Below are 15759 nucleotides of genomic sequence, written 5' to 3'. Positions count from 1 at the left end.
GGTTCGGCCGCCTGCCATGCGCGGGCCAGCCCTGCGCAATAGGCCAGGTCTTCCAGCATCAAGGTCGGAACGCCGGGATCGCGGGGTGGCTCGGACTCCCCCATTTGCCAGGTGATCGGGATGGAAACCGACCCGCCTTCCACGGGAACGCCGTCCGCAGTTTCGGACCGCATGCGAAATCGCGAAACCAGCCTCAGGCTCGCCTCGCCGAAGCCGCGACCGGCTGGTGTCTCTTCGGCGACCGTGCAGTCTTCGAGCCTGCCATGCTCGTTGACGATGCATCGTATGACCGTGCGGCCGCTCAAACCCTCATCCAACAGCGCCTGGGGTGCATAACGGGCGAGGTCCGATCCGCTCGGTCGCTGCAGCCACACCGGATTGCTGATGGGTGGCGGCGTAGGATCTTGAAGGGTCAGCGCGAGAGCGAGCATCAACATGCTTCCACTCTAGTGTCGGCGTGGGTCGACACCAAGCCGGCGCCGCCTTGCCCATCCCCGTTCGGCCCCGCTAACGTCGGTCCGGGACGGGGGAGACAATCATGAGACCTTTCGCTTGGTTCGCGGGCGCGCTGGTCACGGCCGTCCTGCTCGCCCTCTGGGCGATCCAGCCGCCGGCGCCGCGCGGCGCCGATGCTCCGGCCGGCGCCTTCTCAGCCGCGCGCGCCATGCCGGACGTCGAGATGATGGCCCGGCAACCACACCCCACCGGCTCGCCGGAGAACGCGCGGGTGCGCGATCGCCTCCTGGCGCGCCTGACCGAGATGGGTCTGGAGCCTCGTGTCCAGCGCGCCTCTGTCCTGCGCGCCTGGCAGCCCGGCTACGGGGCGGGGGCCTGGGTCGAGAACATCATCGCCGTCCTGCCCGGCCGCGACCGGACCGGCCCCGCCGTCGTGCTGATGAGCCACTACGACTCCGCGCCGGGATCGCCCGGCGCCGCCGACGACGCGGCCGGCGTCGCCGCCTCGCTGGAAGTGGTCCGTGCGCTGGTGGCCTCGGGCGAGGACCGCGAGCGCGACCTCATCCTGCTGATCACCGACGCGGAGGAGCAGGGCCTGCTCGGCGCCCAGGCCTTCTTCGAGAGCCACCCCCTGCGTGAGCGCGTCGGCGCCGTGGTCAATCTGGAGGCGCGCGGCTCGGCCGGCCGCGCCTTCATGTTCGAGACCGGCCCCGACAACGGCGCGATGATCGGCCTGTATCAGCGCGCCGTTCGCCAGCCGACGGGGACGTCGCTCGCCACCTATCTCTACAGCGTCCTGCCCAACGACACCGACTTCAGCCACCCGCGCGACCTGGGGGTCGCCGGCTTCAACCTCGCCTTCATCGGCGAGCCCTTCCACTACCATTCGCCCACCTCCACGCCGGCCGAACTCGACCAGGGCTCGCTCCAGCACATCGGAGACCAGGCGCTGGACCTCACGCGGGCCCTGGTCACGACCGGCGCCCTTCCGGGGCGCGCGCCGGACGCGGTCTTTTCCGACGTCTTCGGTCTGTTCACGGTCACCTATCCGGCTTGGGGCGGGTGGCTCCTGATCCTGGTCTCGGGGTTGGTGCTCGCCGGCATGATCATCACCGGCGAGCGGGCCGCTGGACCGCGCGTGCGCGGCGTCGGCGTCGGCCTCGCGGCCGGATTGGGCGTCCTGGTCCTTTCCATGGGCCTGGCGAGGCTCGCCCTGATCGGGACGGGCGCCTCGATCGACTTCGTGGAGGTCCGTCCGCTGCTCGGCCGGCTCGGCGCTTTCGAGGCGGTGCTGTTCGTCGCGGGTCTGGCCGCGGCGCTTGGCGTCGGCTGGCTCGCCTGCCGTGGCCGCGGGCGCGGCGAGCGGCCCTGGGAGCTTCCGGCGCTCGGCGTGCTCACCCTCGGCTGGCTGATCGCCGTCGGCCTTCAGGCCTTCGCCCCCGAGGCGGCGCCGGTCGCGGCCTGGCCGGTGCTCGCCGGCCTCCTGGGCGCGCTGGCGGCCCGGCGGCTGGGAACGGCCGGATGGACCGCGGCCGCGGTCATCGGCGGCCTGGGCGCGGCGTTCATGCTGGCGCTGGCGCACGGCGTCTTTCTCGGCGTCGGCTGGACAAATCCCGAGGGGCCGGGCGCCTTCGCCCTGCTGGCTCTCCTGCCCCTTACGATCCTGTGGGCCCGGGGCGCCGCGACTCGCTGGGGCCTGATCGCCGGCCTTGTGGCCCTGGTCGCCGCCGGCGCCGGCGTGGCCTGGCTGAGGTCCGCGCCCCAGGCCACGGTCGAGCACCCCGGCTTCACCCACATCTTGCATGTCGCCGACCCCGCGACCGGCGAACACCGCCGCATCAGCCAGCTCCGCCTGCTGCATTCCTGGACGCGCCAGGCGCTCGAAGGCGGCGGCGGCCAGGTCAGCCCGGGCGACGAGCCCGCCCTGTGGGCCGAGGACATCCATCGCGCCCCGGCCCCGGCCGTCGAGGCCGCCGAGCCGCCCATGGGCGTGGAGCGCTTTTCGGACGGCCGTATCGGCGTGCGCCTCCTGCCGGGCGCTGTGCGTGAGTTGCGCCTCACGCTCGAGAGCGAGGCCCCGCTGCGCGGCCTTGAGGTCAACGGTCGCGCCGTCGAGCCGGCGCCGGCGGGCGAGCCCGTGCGCATTCGCTGGTCGGCGCCGCAGGCCGGGGTCTCGCTCATTCTGACGCCGCCCGAAGGCCAGGAAGTCCGGCTGCGCTGGGCCGCCGTCACCGACGGCTGGCCGGCGGACGCGACCCCGCTGCCGGAGCGGCCCGGGATGCTTGCGCCCTGGGGCTCTTCGGACGGTCTGGCGGTGGTCGGCGAGCGGGTCCTGCCCGCCGCCTAGGCGGCCTGGCTCAGCCGCGCCGGGTTCTTCACATAGAGGCCCGAGCGCCCGGCCACGGGCCGGAACGCCTCCAGCGCCTCGGGCACCAGTTCGCGCGCGCCGACAAACAGGCACCCGTCGCGCGCCAGCGCCGAGTCCAGCCCGGCCAGCACCCGCCGCCGCGCCTGGGGCGACATGTCCCCCAGCACATGCCGGCACAGGATGAGATCGAAGCTTTCGCGCCCCTCCAGCCCGTCGATCAGGTTGGCGCGGTCGAACCGCACGCCCTGGCGAAGATCGTCGCGCACCCGCCAGTCGTCCCCGGCGGGCTCGAGCCAGCGGATGAGCTGGCGCGCGCGCAGGCCGCGTTGCACCTCGAACTGGCTGTAGAGGCCGTCGCGGCCCTTCTCGAGACCACGGACGGCCAGGTCCACGCCCAGGATCTCGACGGCGTTGAGTCCCGCCTCGGCGGCCGTGATGGCTGTCGACCAGACTTCCTGGCCCGTCCCGCAGCCGGCGGACAGGACCCGGACCCGGCCGCCGGGCCGGGCGGCCGACAGCGCCGGCAGCAGCTCGTCCAGAACCCGAAAGGTCTCACGCTCGCGGAAGAACTGGCTGTCGGCGGGCAGCATCGCCTCGACCACCTCCCAGCCCAGGGACGCCCGGCTGGTGGCCAGTTGCCCGATCAGTTCGGCCGCCGAGGTGAAGCCCTCGCGCCGCGCCAGCGGCCCCAGCCGGTTCTCGGCGAGGCTGGCGCGCTCGGCCGTCAGCGCATAGCCCGCGCGACTGAGGAGCAGGTCCCGCAGCGTCTGGATATGATCCCCGGTGACGCTCACCGGATCAGGCCGCCAGCCCGACATCGGCGAACTTTGAGCCGATGATGTCGCCGTCGAACGGCTTCATGACGTATTCGTCGGCGCCGGCGTCCAGCGCCTCGGCGATCCGCGCCGGGTCTGTCTCGATCGTGCAGAACAGCACCTTGGGAGCCGTCCCTCCCGGCAGGCTGCGTAGCCGGCGCAGGAAGGTCATGCCGTCCATCACCGGCATGTTCCAGTCCAGCAGGATGACCTCGGGCATGGCGGCCGCGCACAGCGACAGCGCCTCGGCCCCGTCGGCCGCCTCCTCCACCTGGAATCCCAGGTCCTCGACGATGCGCCGGGCGACCTTCCGGATGATCCGGCTGTCGTCGGTGATGAGGCAGGTGCGCATGGGCCGGTTATCGGCCCCCGCGGGTTAACGCTTGGTTCGGAAATCAGCCGCGATGCGGCATCCGGGCGGTGATCTCCACCCGCCCCTCATCGAAGCTGTGGGTCAGGCTCCCGCCCGCTTCGGCGACGGTGACCCAAAGCCAGTAGGGCTGGATCCACTGGCCGGCCAGACCCTCGGTCAGGGTGTCGCCCGACAGGCCGGTGACCACCTCCGGCTTCAGGCGCGCGCGCGGCCCTTCCGCGACCGCGGACAGGATCAGCGCCTGGTCCTCCACCGCGCAACGCACCTTGGCCACGCCGCCGTGCGCCAGGCTGCCGCCGGCGATCTGGGCGAGGTTCAACAGCGCCCGCGCCTGCGGCTTGGTCAGGCTATCGACACCACAGGACCACTCCAGCTCCGCCCGCATGCCGGAAAAGGCGCCGTCGGCCAGCCCCTTGATCTGCGCCGGATCGAACCGCTCCGCCGTGGTCGCGGCGCCGAAGGCGACGCGGGCGAAATGGGCCATGGCGACCAGCTTCTCGGCGCTGGCCTCGATCAGGGCCATGGCGTCCTCTCGCATGTCCTGGGCTGAGGGATCCTTGAGCAGGTCCAGCCCCGAAACCACTGCCCCCGCCGGGCTGACAAAGTCGTGGCACAGCTTGGCCACGACGAAGGTGGCCAAGTCGGAGGCCCGGATCTGGACGGTCGGCTCGGCTTCAGGCGACGGGGCGGCGGCGAAATCGGGGGCGGGCTGGCTCATGGGCGTCCAACTTGGGGTGATTTGCCTCGCTTCGGAAGCGTCACGGCTTTCCGTTCCGCGCCGGGCGCCCTATCCCCCTGCGCCATGACCATCGAACAGACCATGGGCGCCCAGCTCGCCGAAATCGCCGTCGACGCCGCGCGCGTCATCCTGCCGTTCTGGCGCGCCGGGACCGAGGCGACCCACAAGACCGACGGCAGCCCGGTGACCGCCGCCGACAAGGCGTCCGAGGACGTCATCCTGCCGCGTCTGGCCGCGCTGTGGCCCGACATCCCGGTCTTTTCGGAAGAGTGCTTCGAGGACGGCCACTGCCCGATCCCAGGCGAGCGCTTCTTCTCGGTCGATCCGCTGGACGGCACCAAGGGCTTCATCCAGGGCAAGGTCAGCTTCGCGGTCTGCATCGGCCTGGTCGAGCACGGCCGGCCCACCGTCGGCGCCATCTCGGCGCCGGCCATCGGCAAGGTCTGGTGGACGGACGGCGACGGCGTCTTCCGCCGCGGCTTTGACGACACCAGCGCCGAGCGCGTCGGCCCGCGCCAGCGCCCCGCCGACGGCGGCCTGGCCGTCGTCTCCAACAGCCTGTCCGAAGAAAAGGCCCAGGCGCTGGCCGCCGAGTACGGCTGCCCCGCCTGGGAGGCGATGGACTCGGCCGTGAAGTTCTGCCTGCTGGCCGACGGCTCCGCCGACGTCTATCCGCGCAACGGTCCGACCATGGAGTGGGACACCGTCGCGGGCGAGGCCATCGTCACCGCCGCCGGCGGCCGCCTGCTCGACATCGAGGGCAATCCCATGACCTACGGCCGCGTCGACCGCGGCCTGCTGAACCCCGGCTTCGTCGCCTGGGCGCGGTGATGGCCGAGGCCGACCCCAGGCTCGACGAACTGGCCGACACCTTCGACCTGCTGGGCGACTGGGAGGAGCGGTATCGCTACGTCATCGAGCTGGGCCGGGGGCTGGAGCCTTTGCCGGAGGCGGCCAGGACCGACGCGACCAAGGTCTCCGGCTGCGCCAGCCAGGTCTGGCTGCTGGCCCGCACCAACGCCGACGGCAAGATGAGCTGGCTGGGCGATTCCGACGCCCACATCGTGCGCGGCCTGATCGCCATCCTGCTGGACCTCTATTCGGGCCGCACGCCGCAGGAGGTGTTGGACTTCGACGCCAAGGGCGCGATCCAGCGGCTGGGCCTGTCCGAGGCCCTGTCGAGCCAGCGCTCCAATGGTCTCAACGCCATGATCCAGCGCATCCGCGCCGACGCGGCTCACGCCAGCCGGTAGTGCCGCGCCAGCCGCTGTAGCGCCAGCGTCAGCCGGATCCGCCCCGACCGCGCCGGCAGGCCCAGCGCCCGCTCCGCCGCCTGCAGCGCGCTGCCGCCCAGGCACACCTCCTCCAGCATCTCGCGCAGGCCCGGCCCGACGGCCTCCAGCGCCGCCTGCACCCGCCTGCGCGCCGCCCCGCCCTTGGGCGCCGCCGCCGGGCCAAGCGCCTGCCGGTCACGCGGTCCCGCCTCCCAGTCCATGGTCAGGCGGCCGACGACGCCCGCCCGCTCGAAGTCCTCGCGCAACCGCTCGGCGGCCATCACCTCTGCCGGCGACAGCCAGGGCCTGCCGTCCGGCCCCTTGCGCCGCGCCAGCCAGGCGATGGGGCTCTCCCCCCGGTTGGCCAGCACCGGCGTGCGGCGCCCGTCGACCATCGCCTCGCCGACCTGTTCGACCAGCCGCCCGGGCGCGACCTCGCCCGCCGCTCCCGCCAGCACCCAGCCGCCCGCGCCGCGCGGCAGCAGGCCGGGCTCGCGCTTGAGCCTCAGCATCGCCTCGCGGTCGAGCCGCAGCACCGGCCGCCGGCGCCGGTCCGCCGCGACGCGGACCAGCCAGGTCTCGCCCGTCCGGTCCAGCCAGGCGCCCGGCCGCGCCAGCAGCCCCCGCGCCCGCTGGGCGCTCGCCTCCGCCGGGCTCATATCGCCGCCTCGCGCAGGGCGCCGTCGCGCGGAACCAGCCTGAGACAGGCCTCCAGCCGGTCCAGCTCGGCGTCGAACGCCGGATCGTCGCGCAGGTCCTCGATGTCGCGGCACGCCTGGCCGACCGTCGTCCGGTCGCGCCCAAAGGCGGCGGCCACCCGCTCGAGCGGCCACTGGTAGCTGACATAGGCCAGGTACATGCAAGTCCGCCGCGCCCGCACGGCGCGCCGGCCCCGCTTGGTGCGCGCGGTGATGTCCGCCACGGACACGCCAGTCGCCAGCGCGACCAGATCCGCGATCAGCGACGCCGCGGCGGCGTCGCTGCGCACACGGTCCAGCACCTCGGTGCAATCGTAAGCCATCACTCTCTCTTCGATACGGGCCCTTCGCCCTCGGACCCCGCATTCTGCGGCCGCCGACGGGCATGAGGATTATTTTCCTAATTATGCACTTTACAAACCGAGGGGATTGGCTATGGTCACGCTATGACCAAGGCCGCCACCCTCTCCGACCCGATCTTCCACGACGAAGACGCCGCTCGCGCTCATTTCGAGAAGGTGCGCTGGCCGAACGGTCGGGTGTGCCCGCACTGCGGCGCGGTTGACGCCTCGACCGCCCTGCAAGGGAAGGCCCATCGCAAGGGCCTCTACAAGTGCAACGAGTGCGACCGCCAGTTCACAGCCACCATCGGGACCGTCTACGAAGACTCCAAGGTGCCGCTGAACAAGTGGCTCTTGGCGATGCACCTCATGTGCGCGTCGAAGAAGGGTATCAGCGCCCTCCAGCTACAGCGCGAACTCGCCCTCGGTTCCTATCGCACCGCTTGGTTCATGGCTCACCGCATCCGCGAGGCCATGACCGACAGCGACACCGGCCCGATCGGCGGGGAAGGCAAGATCGTTGAGGCCGATGAAACCTACTACGGCAAGCCCGCTGCCGCGCCGAAGCAGATCACGTCCAAGGGAACCCGCTTCCTCAAGGGTGTGAAGAAGCGCAACAGCCGTCCCGTCGTGGCCCTGGTTGAGCGCGGCGGTAAGGCCAAGGTCTTTCACGTCGCCGTCGCCGACAAGGAAACGGTGTCCAAGATCGTCCGCGAGAACGTCCACCCCGCGAGCCGCCTCCACACCGACGAAAGCCGCCTCTACGTCGGCTCGGCGGACATCTTCGCCAGCCACGAGACGGTGAAGCACTCAGGCGGCGAGTATGTTCGCGGCGACGTTCACACGAACAGCGCGGAAGGCTTCTTCGGCGTGTTCAAGAAGGGCATGAAGGGCGTCTATCAGCACTGCTCCGAGAAGCATCTGGCTCGCTACGTCACTGAGTTCGGCTTCCGTCACAACACGCGCTCGGCGCTCGGTTTCACCGACACGCAGCGCACCGATCTCGCCATCCTCGGCACGGTCGGCAAGCGCCTGACCTATCGGCGGACTGACGAAGCCTACGTTTAAGTTCGCGGCCTACCGCCTTTATCGGAAGCGAAAGAAGGCGAAGCCGTAGGACTCGACTCCTGCGAAAAAATTGGCCCACCATCAGCTCGCGCGCACAACCGGGGGGCGGGAATGACACTCCCGCGGACCCGAGATCGGTCGAGTGCCGCCCGTGCGCGTATCTCCATGCCCGGACCGGGCGGCCCCCTGCGGGGATAAGCCAAACGGCAGCCGGGGTGTCCATGGGGCCATCGGAGGCGGTCTAGAACGCCAATGGTGGGCCGATAAGCCTGCGAACGGCGGTCCAAATCCGTAACGCAGGGATCAAACCGCTCCTCCTAACGGATCAGCGGCGCGTCGCGATCCGAAGGAACCCACCGAATGAAATCGGTCCTTCGCATCGACGTCTCAGTGAAGGTCAACGTGGCGCTCTGCCTTTCGGTAGTCGCCGGGTTTGTCCTAGCCCTTCTCGGGCTCTGAGGCAGGGCGGGGGCTCGGCTTCCCGGGCTCCCGCTTCGCCTTCCTAGGTTGCGGTGGAGTGTTCAACATCCGCTTGAGCACTTCGTCTCGCCGTTCAGCGATGGGGTCCTGAGTCATGGCGCGGCAACCTCTACTGCCAAAATACAAGGGCGCCGGAGGCTACGCCCTCGGGCCGGGAGAGGTGGCGATACAAAGACCGCACCTCGCGCAAATTATCGGCGATTGTACCGCGATATGGCCCTACATCGAACACGACATGTCTATTGCCCTGGCGGGCTTGTTGGACACCAAGAGTCCAGCCGCCCTTGGGGTATTTGCCGCTCTACGCGGTTTTCGCTCCCAAAGAGATGTGCTGGAGGGCGCAGCAAAGGCCGTTTTGAACGCGGATGAGGTGGATCTGATCGCGGCCTGTCTGTCTGCGATCTGGACGGCCCAGCGGGCGCGCGACGACATCGCGCATGGCCTATGGGGGGTCTTGCTAGAAGAGCCCGACCTTCTGCTTTGGATCGCCAATGCCGACTACGCAGTTTGGAATGCTGCAGCCATTGCGGCCGGGGGTGGCGGAGATGAACACGCCGAGCTGGCTAAGAAACTCTTCGTCTACACGAAGCGTGACCTACTCATGGCACGGGACGCCTTAATGGCAGCTCGCAACGTCAGTTTCGAAATGTCTATGTATTGCCAATGGCGTCCGGGTCGGCCCCAGACGCGCGAAGCAATACGCGACCAGCTATTAAAGCGGCCTCTCGTTCGCCAAGCTCTAGACCATCTGATTGCCGCACGAAGTAGGTAGTCAGTTCGGCGATGATCGCGGCGCGAACCGACTGTTCGGTGAGGGCCGGCCCTTCGGGTGAATAGCTCATAATCCTAGTTTGCTTTGTGCATAGTTAGGATTATTTTCCTATCGAACGAGAGCAAGCCCCTGTGGCGTCAAGGGCGGACGCAGCCGCGATACGGGATTTCGCCGGGGCGTGGGGACGAACGGGCCGGGTCCGGCGGCCGGAGCGGCCGCAAAGCGGACATTCCGAGAGTCCGCTTTCGACCCATAGCGGACACTTCATATCGCTACCCCCTCCCTGGGGATCACAAGCCCTTCGCCACGTCCACTGTCTGGAATCCGCCAAGCTTAACCGGGGATAAACTGATTGGGCCGAACACAGGGGGATGCAAGGCTCCCGGCAAAGGCCGCATGACATCGCAGAGCCAGAGATAACGCCGCCCGACAGTGGCGCGCGCGCTCAACGGCGTGACCGTACCGCGGTGGCCTGCGCCCTTGTTCATGGCATGTACCGAGAGCGGCACGCGGGCACAGTGCGGGACATTCACTCCGGAGGCGCCCGCATCAAGCCGGCATGCGACCCCGCGATCATCGCCGGTGACGTGATTTTGGAGGTCGGCGGCCAATCGTTCAGGGCTAAGGTGGCGTGGCGGCGCGAACGTGAGCTGGGCCTGCAGTTCATCGAGCCGGCCAGCCACACGGACGCCCAGGTCGCGGCGCTGCGTCGGGCTCTTAAGGCAATGAGCGCCTCAATAGCCGGGTAGTCGTGGGCGCCAACTCGGCGCTTTTCCGCTCCAAAGGACTGGTAAGCGGCGCCGCGCCGCGGCCGTCGAAATCCGTTACGTCGTCCACCGGACATTAAGCCTGCGAGCGTAGTGTCGGGTCTCCAACCGAATACACGAGGCCCTGCGGTGAGCATCCTGTCTGGAGTATCTCGTTTCATCCGCTCTCGCGGCGGCAATATCGCCCCGATCCTGGCTCTCTGCCTGTTGCCTCTGGCTGCGATGGCGGGGGCGGGCCTCGACATGAACCGGGCGGCCACGGCCCGGGCCTATCTTCAGGACGTCGCCGACGCTGCAGCGCTCAGGGCCATGAGAGAAGGCCAGCTAGGGGCAGAGCAGAGGCGCGCTCTCGCACTGTCGACGATCTCGGCCAACTGGACCGGCTTCCGCGCTCAATATGGCGACCCCACCTCTACGGTAAGGATCGGCGCCGATGACGCGCAGGTGTCGCTGCGGCTGCCCTTACCCACGGTCTTGATGGGCCTGGTGGGCATCACCGAGACCCCGGTCGAAGTGTCCGCCACCGCGCGATCGCGGTCTCGGGGGCTGCCTCTGTGCCTTCTGGTGTTGAACACCACTATCAAGGACGCGGTGCGCAACGCCGGCGCAGGCGCCATCTCCGCCCCGGATTGCCGGGTCCACATCAACTCCTCGAACAGCAACGCCCTGCACCTGGGCGGAGGCACGACCCTGACCTCGGCCGAGAACTGCATCGTCGGCCAGGTGAAGCTGAGCGGCGGCTCAACCTATTCGCCGCTAAGGCTGCCTACGTGCCAGCCCATGGCAGATCCCTTCGCCAATATCTGGCGGCCCACCTCAAATGTCTGCGACTTCACGAACCGGAGCGTGACCGGCAGCGGCGTGCAAGTGCTGACGCCTGGGACCTACTGCGGGGGAATAACTATCAACATGAACGGCGGGGCGACGGCGCAGTTTCAGCCCGGCGTTTATCGCATCCTGGGCAAGTTCTCCTTCACCGGCAGCGGTCGGATGGAGGGTGATGGCGTCAGCTTCTTCCTTGACGGTTCGGGCTCAGGCTTGGATTGGACCGGCGCTGCGGGCTACCGCTTCACGGCTCCTACGTCCGGTCAGTCTGCCGGCATCCTGATCAGCCTAAATCCGAACGCCACCTCGCCGCTGGCGTCCAGCACCATCATTGGGAGCGGACGAAGCAGCTTCGACGGCGTGATCCACCTGCCTCGACAGAAGCTAGTGATCCGTGGCTTCGACACGGTGGATCTGGCCTATGGCTTCTCGATGGTGGTTGACACCCTGGAGTTCGTTGGCCGCAGCTCGCTGAACATGCGCCCCTCCCCGGTGCCCGTCCCATCGGGTGTGTCATCCACCAGCGCGGCTCCCTACCTGGTGAGGTAGCCGTTGTCCCGCGAAGAGCTTTCCGAGGACGCTGGACGGCGGGTTCTTGTCGTCGATGACAATCCCCACGCGCGGCAACTGATAGCCAGTGTCTTGAGGGCTGCGGAGGTTCGCAGTGTCAGCTTCGCTTCCAATGGGGCTGAAGGGCTAAGAGTGCTGGCCGATTGGGCGCCCGACGCCATCATCGCGGACCTTGAGATGGAGCCCATTGACGGCCTGAAGTTCACGCGGGCCGTCCGAGCTCACGACCATGACCTGATCGCCACCATCCCGATCGTCATGGTGACCTCGCGCACGGACCTCGCGTCTGTCATGCAGGCCCGTGACGCGGGCGTGGACGAGTTCGTCGCCAAGCCGATCACCGTCCGGAACCTGGTCGAACGGTTCGAGGCGGCCTTGCTCCAGCGGCGCGACTTCGTCCGGACACCGCACTATGTCGGCCCGTGCAGGCGCAGGCGGGCGGGGGGTGAGGACGCGCCGGCGCGACGGTTTTCTGATGGGGTCCTATGATGCCGGATCGACTCCGACCGACCTTTAGCGGGCCCAAGAGCAGTGTGAACACGGGGCGCGGGGAGGCTCGCTTCTCACCGAGGCTCGAGCGAGCCAGGTGGCCCTGTTAGAGAATGAGACGGGCGCTTAGCTCAGATGCGCAGAGCGACGGCCTCTTAAGCCGTAGGTCCGTGGTTCAAGTCCACGAGCGCCCCCCATTCCCGTCAATCCGGTAGCCTGCCCAGGACCTCGGATAGCATATTCAGGTCTTCGTCGTGTTCGGAGGCCTGATTGGTGAAGGCCAGACCGGCTCTGCCGCCCGCCTCCCAGGCTAGGGACACTGGATAGCGGCGACCACCCAGAAGGATGGCTGCGACGGTCTCGCCTCCGATCTCAGGCGGCAAAGCCACGCGCACGCCGTCGGCCCCTACATTTTCCATCGGAACTGACAGCATCTCGCCGTTTGCGAGTTCAAGAGTAGCGGTTGTCGTCAACGGACTGCGAGCGACCCGACGTCGTTCCATGCTCCCCCACGTAATGTCTGCAACCGGACCTTAATCCGGTGCGGCTTATACAAACACAAGTCCATCGCCCGCGTAACGGTTTAGGGCGCGCGACCTTAAAACCAAACTCTGCTTGGAGATGGGCGTGCAAAACGCACCCGAACCGCTCACCCTTGAGACTTTCCGCGCCGCGCCTCGCCCACACAGCCGGGACGTCCTGGCTCTTGCCGCCGTCGTAGCGGTGCTGGGCCTGACCGCCGTCCTCTACGCCTTCGCCTGGCAAAACCCTCTCTCGGCATCGGCGATGCCTGGTGTGACGGCCGGCTTGATAGCGGCGGCGCTTGTTCTCGCACGCCAGGGTCGCAAGGCCTGGCTCCGCGGCCAGGCGACCGCTTCACGCCTCGCGCATCTACTCCACCATGATCCGGGCACCCAACTTCTCAACCTTTCCGGGCTGAGCGCACGCCTGGCGATGCACAGGGAGGCCGGCCTGCGTGACGGGGCCTGGCAAGGCTTCGGGGGCCTGCTGACTATCTGCCTGACCCGCCTGACTGTCATTCGCGACGAGGTTGGCGAGGAACATTCGGACGCAGCCTTCAATCAGGCGGTAGAGCGTCTCAGAGGCGCCTTCGGCGCCGGCTGCGAGATCGCGTTGCAGAATGAAGACACGCTCGTCGTTTGGGCGCGCAGCCTCAGCCTTCAGCAATTCATCCTGATGAGCGACAGCCTGCGCCGGCTACTGGAGCACCCTCTGGAGACGGCCGCGGGCCCAATCAGTCTGCAGCCGGCGATCGGGACCTTCATCGCAGACGTGGACCTCCACGACCCTCGCGAGGCTGTGAGACGGGCACGGCTCGCCCTTTCGGCCGCCAAGTTGAATGCGAGCCAAGTGGCGTTCTACGAGCCTTCGCTCGATCACTCCGGGCGTCTACGAATGGAGTTGGAAGCAGACCTTCGTCGCGCGCTCGCCGAGCGTCAGGTGCGAATGGTCTATCAGCCGCAGATCAACGAGCGCGGCCAACTGGTCGGCGTCGAGGCGTTGATCCGTTGGCGCCACCCCACCCGTGGCGATATTCCGCCGTCGCTTTTCGTCCCCATGGCGGAAAGCAGCGGGCTAGGCGAGACGCTCGGCGAGTTCGCCCTGGACACCGCGATGAAGGACGCCAAGCGGTGGACCGACATCACGGTCGCCGTGAACGTCTCTCCGGTTCAGCTGCGCTCCGACACCTTCCTTTCGGTTGTGGACCGGCTTCTCAAAACGCACTCGGTGCCGGCCAGCCGGTTCGAGCTCGAGATCACGGAAGGCATCCTGCTGGAGCGCCACCCGACCGTGCTCGCCAACCTCGAGGGCCTACGCCGCCGCGGGTTCCTCATTGCGCTGGATGACTTCGGAACGGGCTATTCGGGACTGTCGTACCTGAACCATTTCGAGGTCGATAAGATCAAGGTCGACCAGTCCTTCGTCCGGAACCTCGGTGAGCGCGACGAGGCCTCTGCGATCATCCGGGCAATCGTTGGATTATCGGACGCGCTGGGCATGCACGTCCTGGCCGAAGGCGTCGAGAGCGGGCGACAGTTGACCATGCTGCGCAACGAGGGCTGCAAGCTGGCCCAAGGTTACTATGTGGGCAAGCCAGCGCCCGCCGCGACCATAGACAGCCTCGCTTCCGGCGACTTCAGGAATGCGGCATGACCACCATCCGCGCGATCGATCCCCCGCAAGGCAAGGCCGAAGCGCGAAGACGCGCCCGCCAGCCTGTCCTCGCCGCGGCCCATCTGACGCGTCTGTCCGATGAGAGCCCGGTGCGCGTGACGCTGCTTGACATCCATGGGCAGGGGGCTCGCCTTCGATTGCCTCCCAATCCCGGCGAACTGACGGGCGCTCTAGAGCTTACGTCAGGACATGGCCGGTTCCTTGCTTACCTTGTGTGGCGTGTCGGCGATGAGGCCGGTCTAGGCTTTCTGGCGGACCTACGCACGGAGAACACCGATTGCATCGGACGCTTGCGACAGAAGCTGTCAGGGGCCGCAGCACCAACCCAGTCGGGTGGCGCAACGAGATAGCTTAGGTCTCGGTCGGCGCGGCAGGTCCATTTCTGCTGAATGTCCCCTTTCCACCCTTAGCGGACATAAGCCTCAAAGTCCCGCTTCGACGCTGGCCGGTTTGAGGCGCGGCCTCGCTTTCAGGGCCGGCCGGGCGCGGAATACCCTCGTCGGTCCGCGCGCCCTTACACTCGCGTCATGACCCTCGGCCTGTCCATGCCGCCTGACGGAGATCGCTGGAGGCGGTCCGGACGGTTCGGACGGTCCGGACTGTGTTTTTCGCTCCCGGGATCGCCGCCCAAAAGCGAAAACCCCCGGCCGCGGGGCCGGGGGCTCGAAATTCGATCGCTGGCTGTCGCCTGCGGCTTACCGGCCGCGGCGGGCGGGTTTGCGGCCGCCCTGGCCCAGGCCCATCTGCTTGGCCAGTTCCGAGCGCGCCTTGGCGTAGTTCGGCGCGACCATCGGATAGTCCTTGGGCAGGTTCCACTTGGCCCGATACTCTTCCGGGCTCATGTCGTACTTGGTGCGCAGGTGGCGCTTCAGCGACTTGAACTTCCGGCCGTCCTCCAGGCAGATCAGGTAGTCCGGGGTGATCGACTTGCGGATCGAGACGGCCGGCTCCTGCGGGGCCTGGGGCGTGGTGTCCTCGCCGGTGGCGACCGAGGCCAGGGCCCGGTGCACGTTCTGGATCAGCGACGGCAGGTCGGCCGCATTGATGCTGTTGTTGCCGACATAGGCCGACACGATGTCGGTCGTCATCTCGATGATTTCAGACTTGTTGTCCATTTGGGCAGGTTCCTCGCCGACATCCGGTCTACTCGACCGATATTCAACACATGAACCTGTCGTCTAGAGACGTTCGCCCAGCCGCACAATAGAGAAACCGGCACAGCTGCTGAGGTTATTCTCGCCGCCCAAAATCACCCGACAGGGCCAACATCGCCGCTCGCTGGGGAACCGAGTATTCGTCAAGCGCCTCTTCATCGCCGTCACGGATCGCGCGCATCAACGCTGGCGTCAGGGCCGAAGACAGCGACCAGTTCCAGTAACGCAGCACCGTCTGGGCCCGATCGACCGAGATCATGTCGTAGGTGATCATCACGTGATCCAGCCCGGCCAGGACGCCCGGCTCGCCAGCGGTCTGCGGACGCCGCAGGCCGGCCCACAGGTGGCGGATCGACTCGCGTGGCAGGCCCGTC

Annotated in this window: 17 protein-coding genes, 1 tRNA gene and 1 pseudogene; 11 read left to right on the top strand and 8 right to left on the bottom strand. The window is 68.0% G+C overall.

Translation table 11 applies throughout. The annotated features are described in order from the left end of the window. A partial coding sequence (locus tag Q0M60_RS06895; RefSeq protein WP_296817668.1) for an energy transducer TonB occupies positions 1–437 on the bottom strand: 437 nt, incomplete at its 3' end. Positions 438–538: 101 nt separating this feature from the next. Between Q0M60_RS06895 and Q0M60_RS06890 the strand changes: the two genes are divergently transcribed. Continuing rightward, complete coding sequence (locus Q0M60_RS06890) at positions 539–2803, top strand: M20/M25/M40 family metallo-hydrolase (protein ID WP_296817666.1); 2265 nt, start codon at positions 539–541, stop codon at positions 2801–2803. Here Q0M60_RS06890 and Q0M60_RS06885 read toward each other — a convergent pair. The 3 genes from Q0M60_RS06885 to chpT are packed head-to-tail and all read right to left on the bottom strand — an operon-like array spanning position 2800 to position 4730. Continuing rightward, complete coding sequence (locus tag Q0M60_RS06885) at positions 2800–3618, bottom strand: protein-glutamate O-methyltransferase CheR (protein WP_296817664.1); 819 nt, start codon at positions 3616–3618, stop codon at positions 2800–2802. The two genes, Q0M60_RS06890 and Q0M60_RS06885, sit on opposite strands and share 4 nt — an antisense overlap. A gap of 4 nt (positions 3619–3622) precedes the next feature. Then, positions 3623–3991, bottom strand: a complete 369-nt coding sequence (locus tag Q0M60_RS06880; RefSeq protein WP_296817663.1) for a response regulator — start codon at positions 3989–3991, stop codon at positions 3623–3625. A 43-nt stretch (positions 3992–4034) separates the two neighbouring features. Then, the gene (gene chpT, locus Q0M60_RS06875; RefSeq protein ID WP_296817661.1) at positions 4035–4730 is read right to left on the bottom strand and encodes a histidine phosphotransferase ChpT; all 696 of its coding nucleotides are present in this window, start codon (positions 4728–4730) and stop codon (positions 4035–4037) included. 84 nt (positions 4731–4814) lie between these two features. Here chpT and cysQ point away from each other — a divergent pair, with 84 nt between their 5' ends. Together cysQ and Q0M60_RS06865 are read left to right on the top strand one after the other, a co-directional pair. Further along, positions 4815–5582, top strand: a complete 768-nt coding sequence (cysQ, locus tag Q0M60_RS06870) for a 3'(2'),5'-bisphosphate nucleotidase CysQ (RefSeq protein WP_296817659.1) — start codon at positions 4815–4817, stop codon at positions 5580–5582. Next, positions 5582–6004, top strand: coding sequence for a SufE family protein (locus Q0M60_RS06865; RefSeq protein WP_296817657.1), 423 nt, complete (start codon positions 5582–5584; stop codon positions 6002–6004). Before cysQ ends, Q0M60_RS06865 begins: the two co-directional genes overlap by 1 nt. Here Q0M60_RS06865 and Q0M60_RS06860 read toward each other — a convergent pair. After that, positions 5989–6684 carry a DUF6456 domain-containing protein gene (locus tag Q0M60_RS06860; RefSeq protein WP_296817655.1) on the bottom strand — a complete coding sequence of 232 codons (696 nt, stop codon included), beginning with the start codon at positions 6682–6684 and terminating at the stop codon, positions 5989–5991. The two genes, Q0M60_RS06865 and Q0M60_RS06860, sit on opposite strands and share 16 nt — an antisense overlap. Beyond that, positions 6681–7046, bottom strand: a complete 366-nt coding sequence (locus Q0M60_RS06855) for a helix-turn-helix domain-containing protein (protein WP_296817653.1) — start codon at positions 7044–7046, stop codon at positions 6681–6683. The genes Q0M60_RS06860 and Q0M60_RS06855 overlap by 4 nt, the downstream gene beginning before the upstream one ends. Positions 7047–7169: 123 nt before the next feature. On the opposite strand from Q0M60_RS06855, the gene Q0M60_RS06850 reads away from it, so the two are divergent. The 8 genes from Q0M60_RS06850 (at position 7170) to Q0M60_RS06820 (ending at position 14581) form a co-directional block, all read left to right on the top strand. Beyond that, positions 7170–8132 carry an IS1595 family transposase gene (locus Q0M60_RS06850; protein WP_296817651.1) on the top strand — a complete coding sequence of 321 codons (963 nt, stop codon included), beginning with the start codon at positions 7170–7172 and terminating at the stop codon, positions 8130–8132. Positions 8133–8847: 715 nt separating this feature from the next. After that, on the top strand, positions 8848–9384 hold the full coding sequence (locus tag Q0M60_RS06845) for a hypothetical protein (RefSeq protein WP_296817649.1): 537 nt from the start codon (positions 8848–8850) through the stop codon (positions 9382–9384). Positions 9385–9755: 371 nt separating this feature from the next. Beyond that, positions 9756–10133: a PilZ domain-containing protein gene (locus Q0M60_RS14425; RefSeq protein ID WP_366855660.1), complete on the top strand. Its 378-nt coding sequence runs from the start codon at positions 9756–9758 to the stop codon at positions 10131–10133. 147 nt (positions 10134–10280) lie between these two features. Beyond that, positions 10281–11525 carry a pilus assembly protein TadG-related protein gene (locus Q0M60_RS06840; RefSeq protein WP_296817647.1) on the top strand — a complete coding sequence of 415 codons (1245 nt, stop codon included), beginning with the start codon at positions 10281–10283 and terminating at the stop codon, positions 11523–11525. A 3-nt stretch (positions 11526–11528) separates the two neighbouring features. Next, positions 11529–12035: a response regulator gene (locus Q0M60_RS06835; protein WP_296817645.1), complete on the top strand. Its 507-nt coding sequence runs from the start codon at positions 11529–11531 to the stop codon at positions 12033–12035. A gap of 120 nt (positions 12036–12155) precedes the next feature. Next, positions 12156–12232: transfer RNA gene (locus Q0M60_RS06830), tRNA-Lys, on the top strand. Between the two features lie 430 nt (positions 12233–12662). Beyond that, positions 12663–14210 (top strand): bifunctional diguanylate cyclase/phosphodiesterase, encoded by a 1548-nt coding sequence (locus Q0M60_RS06825; protein WP_296817643.1) that lies wholly within the window; start codon positions 12663–12665, stop codon positions 14208–14210. Then, positions 14207–14581 carry a hypothetical protein gene (locus Q0M60_RS06820; RefSeq protein ID WP_296817642.1) on the top strand — a complete coding sequence of 125 codons (375 nt, stop codon included), beginning with the start codon at positions 14207–14209 and terminating at the stop codon, positions 14579–14581. The genes Q0M60_RS06825 and Q0M60_RS06820 overlap by 4 nt, the downstream gene beginning before the upstream one ends. A 345-nt stretch (positions 14582–14926) precedes the next feature. Here the strand turns inward: Q0M60_RS06820 and Q0M60_RS06815 are convergent, their stop codons facing one another. Then, positions 14927–15346: a MucR family transcriptional regulator gene (locus tag Q0M60_RS06815; protein WP_296817640.1), complete on the bottom strand. Its 420-nt coding sequence runs from the start codon at positions 15344–15346 to the stop codon at positions 14927–14929. Positions 15347–15461: 115 nt separating this feature from the next. Further along, positions 15462–15759: pseudogene (locus tag Q0M60_RS06810) on the bottom strand (hypothetical protein); the annotation flags it as partial.

This window comes from Brevundimonas sp., from assembly GCF_024711105.1.
GTDB lineage: Bacteria > Pseudomonadota > Alphaproteobacteria > Caulobacterales > Caulobacteraceae > Brevundimonas.
Note: the sequence above shows the minus strand (reverse complement) of the source record. Positions and strands in the feature narration are given on the sequence as shown.